The sequence below is a fragment of the Neisseria sp. P0006.S004 genome, assembly GCF_051963015.1.
GTDB lineage: Bacteria > Pseudomonadota > Gammaproteobacteria > Burkholderiales > Neisseriaceae > Neisseria.
In genome coordinates, this window is the sequence record NZ_JBQCUS010000014.1 from 1 (window position 1) to 14,830 (window position 14,830).

15 protein-coding genes and 1 tRNA gene are annotated in these 14,830 nt (G+C 48.4%); 14 read left to right on the forward strand and 2 right to left on the reverse strand.

The window, feature by feature from the left end; translation table 11 throughout:
* Window positions 1-287: 287 nt before the first annotated feature.
* Both ACTHR2_RS10310 and ACTHR2_RS10315 read right to left on the reverse strand, forming a co-directional pair.
* Window positions 288-998: an SAM-dependent methyltransferase gene (locus ACTHR2_RS10310; RefSeq protein WP_440375696.1), complete on the reverse strand. Its 711-nt coding sequence runs from the start codon at window positions 996-998 to the stop codon at window positions 288-290.
* 54 nt (window positions 999-1,052) lie between these two features.
* Window positions 1,053-1,643, reverse strand: coding sequence for a Maf family protein (locus ACTHR2_RS10315; protein WP_440375697.1), 591 nt, complete (start codon window positions 1,641-1,643; stop codon window positions 1,053-1,055).
* A gap of 55 nt (window positions 1,644-1,698) precedes the next feature.
* Between ACTHR2_RS10315 and ACTHR2_RS10320 the strand changes: the two genes are divergently transcribed.
* The 14 genes from ACTHR2_RS10320 to ACTHR2_RS10385 all read left to right on the forward strand — a co-directional run bounded on the left by ACTHR2_RS10320 (window position 1,699) and on the right by ACTHR2_RS10385 (window position 14,829).
* Complete coding sequence (locus ACTHR2_RS10320; protein WP_128582706.1) at window positions 1,699-2,202, forward strand: YceD family protein; 504 nt, start codon at window positions 1,699-1,701, stop codon at window positions 2,200-2,202.
* 33 nt (window positions 2,203-2,235) lie between these two features.
* The gene (gene rpmF, locus ACTHR2_RS10325; protein ID WP_002240035.1) at window positions 2,236-2,415 is read left to right on the forward strand and encodes a 50S ribosomal protein L32; all 180 of its coding nucleotides are present in this window, start codon (window positions 2,236-2,238) and stop codon (window positions 2,413-2,415) included.
* A gap of 92 nt (window positions 2,416-2,507) precedes the next feature.
* Window positions 2,508-3,032, forward strand: a complete 525-nt coding sequence (locus ACTHR2_RS10330) for a phosphoribosyltransferase (protein WP_263338273.1) — start codon at window positions 2,508-2,510, stop codon at window positions 3,030-3,032.
* 121 nt (window positions 3,033-3,153) lie between these two features.
* Window positions 3,154-4,224, forward strand: coding sequence for a phosphate acyltransferase PlsX (plsX, locus tag ACTHR2_RS10335; protein ID WP_263338285.1), 1,071 nt, complete (start codon window positions 3,154-3,156; stop codon window positions 4,222-4,224).
* A 152-nt stretch (window positions 4,225-4,376) separates the two neighbouring features.
* Window positions 4,377-5,339: a beta-ketoacyl-ACP synthase III gene (locus tag ACTHR2_RS10340; RefSeq protein WP_263338288.1), complete on the forward strand. Its 963-nt coding sequence runs from the start codon at window positions 4,377-4,379 to the stop codon at window positions 5,337-5,339.
* Window positions 5,340-5,453: 114 nt separating this feature from the next.
* Window positions 5,454-5,738: a DUF1294 domain-containing protein gene (locus ACTHR2_RS10345; RefSeq protein WP_263338291.1), complete on the forward strand. Its 285-nt coding sequence runs from the start codon at window positions 5,454-5,456 to the stop codon at window positions 5,736-5,738.
* A 9-nt stretch (window positions 5,739-5,747) separates the two neighbouring features.
* Window positions 5,748-6,674, forward strand: coding sequence for an ACP S-malonyltransferase (fabD, locus tag ACTHR2_RS10350; protein ID WP_070646605.1), 927 nt, complete (start codon window positions 5,748-5,750; stop codon window positions 6,672-6,674).
* Between the two features lie 715 nt (window positions 6,675-7,389).
* Window positions 7,390-8,145, forward strand: coding sequence for a DUF4422 domain-containing protein (locus ACTHR2_RS10355; protein ID WP_150537206.1), 756 nt, complete (start codon window positions 7,390-7,392; stop codon window positions 8,143-8,145).
* A 6-nt stretch (window positions 8,146-8,151) separates the two neighbouring features.
* Window positions 8,152-9,300 (forward strand): UDP-galactopyranose mutase, encoded by a 1,149-nt coding sequence (gene glf, locus ACTHR2_RS10360; protein WP_263338304.1) that lies wholly within the window; start codon window positions 8,152-8,154, stop codon window positions 9,298-9,300.
* A 53-nt stretch (window positions 9,301-9,353) separates the two neighbouring features.
* Window positions 9,354-10,364 carry a hypothetical protein gene (locus ACTHR2_RS10365; RefSeq protein ID WP_263338307.1) on the forward strand — a complete coding sequence of 337 codons (1,011 nt, stop codon included), beginning with the start codon at window positions 9,354-9,356 and terminating at the stop codon, window positions 10,362-10,364.
* Window positions 10,365-10,373: 9 nt separating this feature from the next.
* Window positions 10,374-11,414 carry a hypothetical protein gene (locus tag ACTHR2_RS10370; RefSeq protein ID WP_150537203.1) on the forward strand — a complete coding sequence of 347 codons (1,041 nt, stop codon included), beginning with the start codon at window positions 10,374-10,376 and terminating at the stop codon, window positions 11,412-11,414.
* 276 nt (window positions 11,415-11,690) lie between these two features.
* Window positions 11,691-12,437, forward strand: coding sequence for a 3-oxoacyl-ACP reductase FabG (gene fabG / locus ACTHR2_RS10375; RefSeq protein ID WP_263338313.1), 747 nt, complete (start codon window positions 11,691-11,693; stop codon window positions 12,435-12,437).
* Window positions 12,438-12,701: 264 nt separating this feature from the next.
* Complete coding sequence (locus tag ACTHR2_RS10380; RefSeq protein ID WP_263338316.1) at window positions 12,702-14,684, forward strand: monovalent cation:proton antiporter family protein; 1,983 nt, start codon at window positions 12,702-12,704, stop codon at window positions 14,682-14,684.
* 69 nt (window positions 14,685-14,753) lie between these two features.
* Window positions 14,754-14,829, forward strand: a tRNA-Val gene (locus tag ACTHR2_RS10385).
* Window position 14,830 lies beyond the last annotated feature (1 nt).

Consider the following 14,830-nt stretch of genomic DNA (forward strand, 5'->3'; position numbering starts at 1 on the left):
CCACCTAAAGGCGATGTGTTTGAACCTGTTGAAAGCCGACAATAGGCTAAGTGTGCCTGTTGCTGCCTAAAAGGTGGCCGGATGCCTGATTATCGGGTATCCGGGGAGGATTAAGGGGGTATTTGGGTAGAATTAGTGGACATTTGAAATGAAAACAGCCGAAATCCTGTTTTGGGCTTCGGCTGTTGAGGAAAGGTATTTTGCAAAGGTCTCAGGCCGTCTGTTGTTCAGACGGCCTTTTTTATTTCCTCAAACAAATACAGTTTGAGATTGAACCCAATCCAGTTCTAAGCGGCATGCAACACAAAAATCGTCGGGCGTTTTTTCAAATTCGGCATTTCTTTTCTTTTTCGCCACTGAGCAATCGTCTGGCTGATGATTCCCTGAGTCGGCAAGGTCAAATCTGTAGCCACGCACAAGCGCGTTTCAGGATGCAGGTTTTCCACCGCATCAGCCAACAACGCATCGTTACGATACGGCGTTTCGATAAACAGCTGCGTTTCATTCTGCTGGCGCGAACGTTGCTCCAAAGCCTTCAAACTCTGAATGCGCTCATTTTTTTCAGACGGCAGATAACCCTTAAATGCAAAGTTCTGCCCATTCGCACCCGAAGCCATCAGCGCCAGCAACAAGCTGGACGGGCCGACCAAAGGCCGTACTTCAAAACCGTGTTTATGCGCCAATACCACCAAATTTGCGCCCGGATCGGCCACAGCCGGGCAACCCGCCTCGCTGACAATGCCCATACAGCGCCCTTCTTGCAAAGGTTTCAGCAATTCCGGCAAAGTCTTCAAATCCGTGTGTTCATTCAACGTTTGCAGATTCAGCTCGCGAATAGGCGTAGTCACTCCCAAATGTTTCAAATGCGCACGCGCTGTTTTTTCCGCTTCCACGACAAAATCTGTCAGCCCGACAATCGCCTGTTGTTCATGCGGTAACAGGCATGGCGTATCAGGCGCACCCAAAGGGGTAGGAATCAAATACAAAATCGGTTTCATTCTTGCAACTCCAAAAAATCTCAGGCCGTCTGAACACATTCAGACGGCCTCAAACTATAAAACTTCCACGCCTTCGTTTTTCAAAAAATCAATCAGACGGAAAATCGGAAGACCGATCAAAGCATTCGGGTCCGTACTTTCAATTCGCTCCAACAAAGCAGCGCCCAAACCCTCACTCTTCGCCGCACCGGCACAATAAACCGCATCCGGCTCGCGTTCCAAATATCGGCTGATTTGCGCCTGCGTCAACTGCCGCATGGCAACCACCGTATGATCGACATGATGCTGAACCTTGCCCGTAGCAGTATTCAAAAGCACGATTGCGCTGTAAAATTCAATCCGTTTTCCGCTTAAGTCCGCCAGCATCTGTTGTGCATTTGCGACGTTCATCGGTTTGCCCAACTGCCGTCCTTCGCACCATGCGACTTGGTCTGCGCCGATAATCAGCGCGGCAGGAAAAGCTGCCGCCAATGAACGGGCTTTGCCTTCAGCTAAACGCAGCGCCGTCTCGCCTGCATGCTCGCCCGCAATAGGCGTTTCGTCAAAATCAGGCGATGCCGTCTGAAAATCGATACCCAAACGGCGAAGCTGTCCGCAGCGGAAAACCGAACTCGACCCTAAAACCAAAGGCAGTTTTACTTCCATATTTTTACTTAAAAACATTGACGTTAGACTGCCGAAATTATATCATACTCCGTTTATGTCATACCCTAATTTGATTGACCCAGAAGTTTTCGCCGCCGAAGGGCAGAATTTGCAAGGCAGCTTCCTGCTCGAAGAATTGGATGAACGAGTCAGTTCGCACGATTATCCGGCCGACAAACAGACATGCGTGTCGTTTACGCTGCAAGGCGGTCGCGACCGGTTGCAACGTCTGTTTCTCGATTTAAACGTCAAAGCCGACATGCCCCTGATTTGCCAGCGTTGCATTACGCCCATGCCGTTTCTGCTCGATGAAACCAGCCGTATCGTCCTGTTTGCCGATGAAGAGAGTTTGGACGAAGCCATGCTTGCCGATGAAGAATTGGAAGGCATGCTGCTCGAAAAAGAGCTTGACGTGCGGACTCTGGTTGAAGACCAAATCCTGATGTCGCTCCCTTTCTCCCCTCGACACGAAGACTGCGGCAACAATGGAACACTGGACGAAGTCAATCGGGACAAACCAAACCCCTTCGCTGTTTTAGCAGGTTTGAAAAGCAGTTAATTAGGACACAGTTTATTTATCTAGGAGCTTGAAATGGCCGTTCAACAAAACAAAAAATCCCCTTCTAAACGCGGTATGCACCGTTCACACGACGCTCTGACTGCGCCTTCTCTGTCTGTTGACAGCGCAACCGGCGAAGTACATCGTCCACACCACATTTCTCCAAACGGTATGTACCGTGGCCGTAAAGTGGTAAAAGCTAAAGGCGAATAATCCGTTCGTCTGACTGAAAAAGCCAGAATATTGCCATGCAATGACTGGCTTTTTTGCATTGCACCCTGTATTTTCCTCTTCGGAAGCACACCATGAAACGTAAAATCTGGTACACCTACGACGACATCCACCGCGTAATCAAAGGATTGGCGGAAAAAATCCAAAACTCCGGCACAAAATACGATGCCATGATTGCCATTGGCGGCGGCGGTTTTATCCCTGCCCGCATGTTGCGCTGCTTCTTGGAAATCCCGATTTACGCCGTCACCACAGCCTACTACGACAACGATCACGAAGGTCAAGTGACCGAGGAAGTAAAAAAAGTCCAATGGCTTGATCCCGTTCCAGATGCACTGAAAGGCAAAAACGTACTGGTCGTCGACGAAGTGGACGACAGCCGCGTTACCATGGAGTTCTGCCTGAACGAATTGTTGAAAGAAGATTTCGGCACTGTCGGCGTGGCAGTATTGCATGAAAAAATCAAAGCCAAAGTCGGTAAAATTCCTGAAGGTGTCCCTTATTTCAGCGGCATTACCGTTGAAGACTGGTGGATCAACTATCCTTGGGACGCGCTGGATATCGACGAACACAACAAATTGGCCGCGCAAAACCAATAAGTCTGGCACGACGTCGCAACAAGCCTTTTCATCTGATTTTCAATTCAATCTCCTGAAAATCAGATGAGTGTGCTTGTCCGATTGTCTGAGGCCGTCTGAAACACACAAACCGGAGAACAACATGATTACACTGGCCGTAGATGCCATGGGCGGAGATGCAGGCCTTGCGATTACCGTCCCCGGTGCAGTGGATTTCCTGAAACAGCAATCCGACGTACATCTGATTATGGTCGGTGATGAAGCAGCAGTCCGCCAAGCATTAAGCTCGGCAGGCGCGCCTATGGACCGCATTACCGTCTGCCATGCAGCGCAAGTCGTTGAAATGGATGAAGCGCCTCAATCTGCGCTGAAAAATAAAAAAGAATCATCCATGCGCATCGCCATCAACCAAGTTAAAGAAGGCAACGCGCAAGCCGCCGTATCGGCAGGCAATACCGGCGCACTGATGGCGACCGCCCGATTCGTCCTCAAAACCATTCCCGGCATTGAGCGCCCTGCCATCGCTAAATTCCTGCCATCCGACAGCGAACACGTTACTTTGGCCTTGGATTTAGGTGCCAACGTCGACTGTACGCCCGAACAACTGGTTCAATTTGCCATCATCGGCAGCGAGCTGGTACACGCACTACACCCTGAAAAAGGCAGCCCGCGCGTCGCCCTCTTGAACGTCGGTACAGAAGACATCAAGGGTACGGAGGCCGTCAAACAAACCTTTAAATTGTTAAGCAGCAGCAAACTCAACTTTATCGGCAATATCGAAAGCAACAGCGTTTTGTATGGCGAAGCCGATGTCGTTGTCGCAGACGGATTTGTCGGCAACGTTATGCTCAAAACCATCGAAGGCGCGGTTAAATTCATGAGCGGCGCCATCCGCCGTGAATTCCAAAGCACCTTGTTCAACAAACTTGCCGCCATTGCCGCCCTGCCCGCACTCAAAGGCTTGAAAGGCAAACTGGATCCGCGCAAATTTAACGGTGCCATCCTGCTTGGTTTACGCGGTATCGTGATTAAGAGCCATGGCGGAACCGACGAAGTCGGCTTCCGTTATGCTTTGGAAGAAGCCTACCACGAAGCCAAATCTGCCGGCCTCGCCCAAATCGAACAAGGCGTAGCCACCCAGTTGGCTGCTTTGGAAGCCGCAAAAGCAGCAGCCGAACAGGAAGAAACCCCTGCTTCAACAACGGAGGCTTAAGGCTGATATACACAGGCCGTCTGAAACTTCACAATGTTCAGACGGCCTGTTTTTATCTTTAATCACCGACTTCATTCTTAATATTGGGAATTTTCCCATTTTCGCTTACAATACCCGACTATCTGAATCAACTCTCTAAAAAGGCCGTTCTCATGCAATATGCCAAAATTTCCGGTACAGGCAGCTACCTTCCTGCCAACCGCGTCAGCAATGACGACCTTGCCAAAAAAGTGGACACTTCCGACGAGTGGATTACCACGCGTACAGGTATCAAATTTCGCCATATTGCAGACGACAGCGAAAAAACCAGCGACTTGGCCGCCGAGTCAGCACGCCGTGCCTTGGCAGATGCCGGTTTGCAGGCTGACGATATCGACCTGATTATTGTCGCCACAGCCACTCCCGATATGCAGTTCCCTTCTACGGCAACCATCGTGCAGCAAAAATTGGGCATTGCCAACGGCTGCCCCGCCTTTGACGTACAAGCCGTGTGCGCCGGTTTTATGTATGCCCTGACCACTGCCAATGCCTATATCAAAAGCGGCATGGCGAAAAACGCTTTGGTTATCGGTGCTGAAACCTTCAGCCGCATCGTCGATTGGAACGACCGCACCACCTGTGTCCTCTTTGGCGACGGCGCAGGCGCGGTTGTCTTAAGCGCATCTGACGAACCGGGCATCATCCACGGCAAACTCAAAGCCGACGGCAACTACCTCAACCTTTTAAACGTCCCGGGACAAATCGCCAACGGCCAAATTTGCGGTTCGCCCTACATCAGCATGGACGGCCCTGGCGTATTCAAGTTTGCCGTCAAAATGCTGGCAAAAATTGCAGATGACGTTATCGAAGAAGCCGGTTACACCACCAATCAAATCGATTGGCTTGTGCCGCACCAAGCCAATAAGCGCATTATCGACTCTACCGCCAAACACTTGGGCTTGAGTATGGACAAAGTGATCTTGACCGTCCAAGACCACGGCAACACCTCCGCCGCTTCCATTCCTCTGGCACTGGATGTCGGCATTAAAAACGGCCAAATCAAACGTGGACAAAACCTCTTGCTCGAAGGCATCGGCGGTGGTTTTGCCTGGGGTGCGGTTTTGGTGAAATACTAACGGTTGGGCCGTCTGAACATCCCTTTCAGCCGGCCTATTCTGCTCAAACCCATGAAATCTCTAACGTTTGCACTTTGCATTAGCAGCCTGTTTTTAAGCATAACGGCTATAATATTGCCTAAACTGGCAATCGCCTATCTCGCACTGAGCGCATACGTTTTCCTGCTTTACTACCGAGACAAACAGCGCGCACGCAACCACGGCAGGCGCATACCCGAAGCAAAATTGCACCTACTCAATCTGCTTGGCGGCTGGCCGGGCGGTTATTGCGGCAGCCTCGCATTCAGGCACAAAACCAGTAAACCTGAATTTGTCCGCACCTTCCGGCTGACCGTCGCAACCAATACTGTCGCCACTTTCCTTCTGCTGGCAGACACCCTCAAACATTCAAACCAATAAGGAATTACCATGTCTTTCGCATTCTTCTTCCCCGGACAAGGCTCACAAAGCCTAGGCATGATGAACGGCTTTGCCGAGCAAGCCATCGTTAAAGCCACATTTGACGAAGCTTCCGCCGTATTGGGTCAAGACCTGTGGGCAATGATTAACGGCGAAGATGCCGAATTAATCGGACAAACCGTCAACACCCAGCCCATCATGCTGGCTGCCGGCATTGCCACCTACCGCGCCTACTTAGAAGCCGGCGGTAAAATCCCTTCCGTCGTTGCAGGCCACAGTCTCGGCGAATACACCGCCCTCGTCGCTGCCGGCGCATTAGATTTTGCAGACGCGGTCAAACTGGTTCGCCTGCGCGCCGAACTCATGCAATCTGCTGTACCACAAGGCGTAGGTGCAATGGCCGCTATCTTGGGTTTGGAAGATGAACAAGTAAAAGCCATTTGTGCCGAAGCTGCACAAGGCGAAGTCGTTGAAGCCGTCAACTTCAACTCCCCAGGCCAAGTCGTAATTGCCGGCAACACTGCCGCAGTCGAACGCGCCATGGCCGCTGCCAAAGAAGCCGGAGCCAAACGCGCCCTGCTGCTGCCCGTTTCTGTTCCTTCACATTGCAGCCTCATGAAGCCTGCAGCGGAAAAACTTGCCGAAGCACTGAAAGACATCACCATCAAACAACCGCAAATCCGCGTTATTCATAACGCCGATGTTGCCTCTTATGATGATGCCGACAAAATCAAAGATGCCTTGGTACGCCAACTGTACAGCCCGGTACGCTGGACAGAAACCGTCAACGCACTTGTTTCCGAAGGCATCACCGAATCCGCCGAATGCGGCCCCGGCAAAGTCCTCGCAGGCCTCGCCAAACGCATCAATAAAGAAGCCGCGTGCAGCGCATTGACCAATGCCGATCAAGTGGCTGCATTTATCGAAGCTCACTAAGCTTGCAGCCTTTCATGTTCCAAACGACCTTTCTTAATGAGAGGTCGTTTTTAATGCCTTTCAGTTGTGTTGAAATAGGAGAGTGAATGGTAACAGAAGGACATTTTTTCTATTTCAACTTAGCATTAGTTTTTTAAATATTTAAGGTTGTCTGAAAAAATTTTACAGAAAGAAAAATCTTTTTTATCCCAAAGCAGTAATTTCGTCACACCAGCATCTTCATTGCGATATAATCACTAAGCCTTACTAATCCGATAGATTAACAAAATTTAATCTACATAGCATCGGAATACCGAGCCAATGATAGAAAAACTGACCTTCGACCTATTTACTCAAGAAGATTCGCGCAGCTTCATGTGCTTGATGGAGTAGCGGTGGCATCGCTAGTTGCGGGAAATTACCCTCAACGATTTCAGGCCACCTGAGTTGGCATTAAACCGAATCAACCGCAAAAACCATACTATCTTCCAGTACAAATCTTTTCAAGGCAATGCACGGGAGATTTTCGGCTACCGCAAAGTCATTTACGAATATAAGCCAACCCATACCAGCTATGTTGCAGAAATGAATAGAGAATTATTCTTTCTTTTTGATGAAGAAAATACTGAAGGATTTATCTGATAAATTCGATACCCAGCATCAACAGTATACCAAAGCAATCCCAGATATGATGAGCAAGCAGTTCTGGCGTGGTATTTATAAGGAAGACTAAACGATGAGTGCCCTGATATACATTGCTACCCATACAGATGATTATCGTTTCCCTCGAATATCGGGCTATATCCCAATTTTTGCGGGAAAAGCTTTACATGGTGAAGTCACAGCAATACAAGGTGACGATACCGGAAAAAATATTTCCATACTAAACAACCAATTTTGCGAATTGACTGCGCTGTATTGGATTTGGAAAAACAGCTATGCAAACATAGTCGGTCTAGTGCATTATCGTCGCTATTTCGCTGATTTGAACCACCCTGAAATGAACATTATCCACATGGGTAAACCAATTTTGGATACAGACAGACTTTCTGACCTAATATCATCTGAAAAACGAATCATCTTACCCAAACCGAAAAGTTTCGGCAAACGACGGTTCTTCAAACTATTTAAAAAACAAAAGACCGTTTATCAGCAATATAGTGAGTGTCATTTCAAAAAAGACTGGCTGGAACTGGAAAAAACTGTCCATAGGCTTTTCCCTGAATATTTTCCATCATTAGAAACGGTCAAAAATGATACACAAATGAGCTGCTGCAATATGTTCATCGCCCATAAGTCCTTTATCGATGCCTATTGTACATGGTTGTTTGAGATTTTGTTTGACTTATATAACCGGCTAGATATTAGTGATTACGACAATTATCAACGACGTATTTTCGGATTTATGGCAGAACGCCTTCTGAACGTTTATGTCCGACATCATGCTACTGATTTTGACATCCAATATTTAGATATTACTTTTTTAGAGTAAACCATAATGACTCAAAAAACAGAGTTCTTAATCGTAGGTGCTGGCTTTACCGGAGCCGTCATCGCACGTGAACTGGCGGAAGCTGGTCATAAAATTATTGTTATTGATCAGCGCAACCACATTGCAGGCAATTGCCATACTGAGCGAGATCAGGAAACAGGCGTAATGGAACACGTTTACGGCCCCCATATTTTCCACACCGACGACGAAGAAGTATGGAACTACGTCAATAAACACGGCGAATTCATACCCTATACCAACCGCGTCAAAACCACCTACAACAATCAGGTCTATTCTCTGCCCGTCAACCTGCATACCATCAATCAGTTTTACCAAAAAGCCTTTTCGCCCGCAGAAGCGTACCAGCATATTACTGAAATAGCTGATAACTCGATTGTCGAGCCGAAAAACTTTGAAGAACAAGCCCTGAAATTCATCGGTAAAGACTTATATGAAGCCTTCTTCAAAGGTTATACCCAAAAACAATGGGGACGCAGCCCGATTGAGCTGCCCGCCAGCATTCTTAAACGACTGCCTGTACGTTTCAACTACAACGACAATTATTTCGCACACCGCTTCCAGGCCATCCCTAAGGATGGCTATACCGTCGTCGTACAATCCATCCTGAACCATCCGAATATTTCAGTATCTCTCAATACAGCATTTTCCGTAGAAGCGGCAGAAGGTAAACACATTATTTGGACGGGCAAGTTGGACGAATACTTCCAATATGCGCAGGGGCGTTTGGCATACCGTACGCTGGACTTTGAAAAACACTCTGCTGAAGGCGACTTCCAGGGCTGTGCGGTCATGAATTACGGCAATGCCGACATTCCCTACACCCGCATCGCCGAACACAAACACTTCACCCCCTGGGAAGAACACGAAAAAACCATCTATTTCAAAGAGTTCAGTCGTGAGTGCGGAGAGGGCGACATCCCCTACTATCCAGTAAACCTGAGCAGCTCTTCCGGCCTGCTGGAAGGCTACTTCGCCCTTGCTGAAAAGGAAAACGGCGTAACCTTCGCCGGTCGTCTGGGTACCTACCGCTATATGGATATGGACGTTACCATTAAAGAAGCCTTGAAATTAAGCCGCCGTATGCTTGAAGATTTGAATGCGGCTAAACCTTTAGCAAGTTTTTACCATAAATAAAGCGTCAAGGTCGTCTGAAACAGACCACCGATTCACAGCATCACATCCTGATTATGAATAAAACCATCATCCTTGCCGTCCCCTATATGTACGGGTTGGACAAGTGCATAGAAAAAAACCTGTGCTACCACGGCTTCAATGTTATCAATCTCTGTTACGACGACAGGGACTCATACTATCCGCACATAGGCTGCCGTATTCTCAGTTTATATCATAAATACATTAAAAAAGATGGCGATTATAAGAAAAAACTGAAATATTCCCGCTACCGCAAGCAGATAACAGAAAAACTGGCTTCCTTGGGAGATGGCAAAGCAGACTACGCCCTCTGCATCCGTGCCAATATTTATCCTAAAGAAATTATTTCCTCTATCCGCAAATACAGCAAAGTATGTGTCAACTACCAATGGGACGGCATCGACCGTTTCCCTGATATCGTCGAATATCTGCCCTATTTTGACCACTGCTGGGTGTTCAATAAAAACGATGTGGAGAAATATCCCCAACACCGTTTTAAAGCGACCACCAATTTCTATTTCGATTTTCTGATTGAGGGAGAGGGAAAAACGGAAGGCCTTTATTTTTTAGGAGGCTACGAAACAGGCAGAGAACACCAAACCTCCATTTTTCTTGATGAAGCACGCAGATTGGGGCTGCCGTTGGATTTCTACATCTACTGCAAAGACGACCGTGCAAGCAAAATTTTTGGCAACGACGGCATTACCTATTTGAATCGACAAAGCATCCTGAGCTTCGAGCAAAACCTGCAAAAGGTCAAAAACTGCCTGGCAGTCGTCGATTTTGTCCAATTTGAAAATTACGGCTTGTCTTTCCGTGTATTCGATGCACTGTGTTTCGACAAAAAACTGATTACCACCAATCAGGCAGTAGCAGCATGCGACTTCTTCCATCCCGACAACATCTTTATTTGGAACGGAGAAAGCCTTGATGGATTGGAAGACTTTTTCAGACGACCTTACCATCCTGTTCTCGAAGAAATAAAAAACAAATACGCCTTCGGCAACTGGGTTCGCCGAATCCTCGACATACCAGACGAAGCATAAACAGATACCATGACGACCGAACAAAAAACGATTATCCTGGGGATGCCCTACAACTACCAGATTTACTATGTCATTGAGGCAGCTCTAAGATATCAAGGCTTCAATGTTATTAGCATTGTCTTGGATGATTCTAATTTCCACTATCCTTCCCTCTTTGATCGTCTGAAAGTTAAATTCAGGCAACTGGTGTTGCGGGATAAAAACGCTAAAAAGAAACTCAAATCTGCTCAATTAATGCGAGATGTCGAAAACAAACTGGTAACGCATGGTAAAGTAGATTACGCTTTGTTTATTCGAAGTGATGTTTATTCACTTGAATTTTTAGATATGATTAAACGCCATACCCGTCCCGGCAATATGATCAACTACCAATGGGACGGCATTGACCGCTTTCCCGCCATTTGGGATTGCGCCGACCGGTTCGACCGCATTTACGTTTTTGATCCCGTCGATATGCGAAATCCGAAACATCCTTTCCTGCCAGCCACCAACTTCTATTTCGACCACGATGTCAACCTGCCCGAAAACCCGCCCAACGATTTCTATTTCATCGGCTGGCATATGCCTGACCGCGCCCCGATTATTTCCGAGTTCGGTAAAGTGGCCGAAACGCTGGGCTGGAAGCTCGACTTCAATATCGGCTGTCTGAATACTGACGTTGACACCCTCCGCCGTTTTTATCCTACGGAAAACATCAAAATCTTCATCGGCGTCAGAAGTTTCGCAGACAACCTCGAAGCCGCCAAACAGGCAAAAATCCTGATAGATTTCAAAACGCCCGTTCACAACGGCCTCTCGTTCCGCCCCTTTGAAGCCCTCGGCTACCGCAAAAAACTGATTACCACCAACGCCGAAATCAAAAAATACGATTTCTACCACCCCGACAACATCTTCGTTTGGGACGGTAAAAGTTTGGACGGTTTGGCAGAATTTGTCGCCAAACCCTACTGTGAACTGCCGCCCGAAATCTACCAAAAATACAGTTTCGGCAACTGGTTGCGCTATATTCTGGACATACAGCCCCATCAAAAAATAACCCTGCCCGAATAAACGGAGAGGCCGTCTGAAATTTGCCGATATAGCAGATAAAATAGGCAATGTCCGTACCGTCATTCCCGCGCAGGCGGGAATCCAGAGATTTGAGATTACGGTAATCTCTAAACATCTCTGAAAGATTAAGATCGGGATTCCCGCCTACGCGGGAATGACAATACGGAGGCTTCTTATTTTGTTTCAGACGGCCTCAAAAATTAGATTCATCACACTATTTATGCTATAAGGTCGTCTGAAATAAACAGACTCTATTCTCGAAACAAGGAAGTAAACATGAGTACACAAGATTTAAGCGGCAAAGTCGCATTGGTAACAGGCGCATCGCGTGGTATCGGCGCGGCAATTGCCGACACGCTGGCGGCGGCAGGTGCCAAAGTCATCGGCACGGCAACCAGCGAAAGCGGCGCGGCAGCGATTAGCGAGCGTCTGGCGCAATGGGGCGGCGAAGGCCGTGCATTGAATTCTGCCGAACCCGAAACCATCGAAAACCTGATTGCCGACATTGAAAAAGCGTTCGGCAAGCTAGATATTTTGGTCAACAACGCGGGCATCACCCGCGACAACCTCCTGATGCGTATGAAAGAAGAAGAGTGGGACGACATCATGCAGATTAACCTCAAATCCGTGTTCCGCGCCTCCAAAGCCGTATTGCGCGGCATGATGAAGCAGCGTGCAGGCCGCATCATCAACATCACATCCGTCGTCGGCGTGATGGGCAATGCCGGTCAAACCAACTATGCTGCGGCAAAAGCAGGTTTGATCGGTTTCTCCAAATCCATGGCGCGCGAAGTTGGCAGCCGCGGCATTACCGTCAACTGCGTCGCCCCCGGCTTTATCGACACCGACATGACCCGCGCGCTACCCGAAGAAACCCGCAAAACCTTTGAAGCGCAAACTTCGCTGGGCAAATTTGGCGAAGCGCAGGACATCGCAGATGCGGTCTTGTTCCTCGCTTCCGACCAAGCGAAATACATCACCGGTCAAACGCTGCACGTCAACGGCGGCATGTTGATGCCTTAAACCATTTATTTAAAGGCCGTCTGAATATTTCAGACGGCCCTTTTTGTCAATCAAAACACTACTTTACATTCTATCTTGATATAATCTTAATAATCCGTTAGATAACGCTCGAAACAGTAAGTCCAAATAAGCATGATACGGGAAATCAAATCGCAGAAATGAAGTTCATTCTGTGCGTTTTTATTTGGGTTTGCTGTCGGTTTTCGACGTGTTTCAGACGGCCTATATAACAATAGCTACTTTTAACGAAAGGCCGCCCACTCTATGCACGAATTTTCCCTTGCTCCCATTGTCATTGTCCTGTTGGTTTCCGTCATTACGGTTATCTGCTGTCGCAAGTTCAACATTCCTTCCATGCTCGGTTATCTTTTGGTCGGTTTTATTGCCGGTCCGGGTATGTTCAAACTGATTCCGCAAAGCCACGCCACCGACTATTTGGGCGAAATTGGCATTGTATTCTTGATGTTCAGCATCGGTCTCGAATTCTCCCTACCCAAACTCAAAGCCATGCGCCGCCTCGTATTCGGTTTGGGCGGTTTGCAAGTCATCATTACCATGCTCTCGATTATGGGCATTTTGATGGCAATGGGCACGCCGTTTAACTGGGCGTTTGCCACTGCGGGCGCACTGACCATGTCGTCCACCGCCATCGTCAGCCGCATTCTGTCGGAGAAAACCGAACTGGGTCAGCCGCATGGTCAAATGGCCATGGGCGTTTTGCTGATGCAAGATATTGCCGTTGTACCGCTGATGATTCTGATTCCGGCACTTGCTGGCGGCAGCGAAGGCAACTTATGGGTAGAGCTGGGCTTGGCCGGTTTGAAAATGTTGCTGACCTTGGGCATTTTGTTTGTTGTCGGCAGCCGTGTGATGTCACGCTGGTTCAGACTGGTTGCCAAACGCAAATCGTCCGAACTCTTTATGATCAACGTTTTGCTGGTTACTTTGGGCGTGGCCTATCTGACAGAGCTTGAAGGCCTGTCTATGGCATTGGGCGCATTCGTCGCCGGTATGCTGCTTTCCGAAACCGAATACCGCATTCAGGTGGAAGACGACATCCGTCCATTCCGCGATATCCTGCTGGGCTTCTTCTTCATTACCGTCGGTATGAAGCTGGATATTCAGGCGCTGATCGGCAACTGGCAGCAAATCCTGATTTTGTTGGCAATCCTGTTGATTTTGAAAGCACTGGTCGTCTTCATCATCGCTTTGCGCATGAAAAACCCTACGAGCGACAGCCTCAAAAGTGCGCTTTATTTGGCACAAGGCGGCGAGTTCGGCTTCGTAATGCTGGCTATTTCCAGCAAAATCAATATGGTTTCGCCCGAATTGGAACAAGCAGCCACTGCTGCCGTCTTGCTTTCCATGATTGCCGCTCCATTTATCTTGGGCAGCAGCGATGCCATCGTCAGCCGCTTCGTCAAATCCGACTGGGACATGAAAGCCTTGGACTTACACTCCATGCTGGTGGAAACCATGAGCAAATCCGAACACGTCCTAATTATCGGTTTCGGACGCGGCGGTCAATCGGTTGCCCGTGTATTGGCGCAAGAAGGTATCCCCTACTTTGCCCTTGACTTGGACATTGCCCGCGTACAAGTGGCACGCAACGCAGGCGAACCGGTTTCCTTTGGCGATGCCAAACGCCGTGAAGTCTTGGAAGCCGCCGGCTTGGGGCGCGCCAAAATGGTGGTCATCACGCTGAACAATATGCACGAGACCCAACATGTTCTCGGCAACATCATGTCCATGCATCCGAGTATGCCGGTTTATGTTCGCGCCACCAATGACGATTACGTCAAAACCTTTACCGAAATGGGTGCGGAAGAAACCGTCTCCGATACCAAAGAAACCAGCCTGGTGCTGGCAAGCTATGCCATGTTGGGCCACGGTCTCTCTTACAACCATGTTTATCAAACCATAACCCACATCCGTCACAGCCGCTATGCATCGTTGCAGGACTTGTTTGTCGGCAGTGATGATGACAGCTTCTCCGACGAAGACAGCAAGGCCGTCTGCCGCCACGCTTTCCCATTGCAAGGCGAGGCACACGCCATCGGTAAAACCATCCGTGAATTACCATTGGCAGCGCATTATCTGAAACTATTGTTTATCCGCCGCAATACCGGAAAAATCCAAGACCTTGACCCTGATTTCGTTCTGGAAACTGGTGACATTTTGGTTGTCGCAGGCAAGCAGGAAGAAATTATTTCCTTTGAAAACTGGTGCTTGCAGGGAGATATCTAATTATCGGCAAATAAATCTTGCGCGCATCAGGATTTTTTGGTTTAATAGCGTCTTCGCAATTTTGCGCATGGGTGATTAGCTCAGTTGGTAGAGCGTCTGCCTTACAAGCAGAATGTCGGCGGTTCGACTCCGTCATCACCCACCAA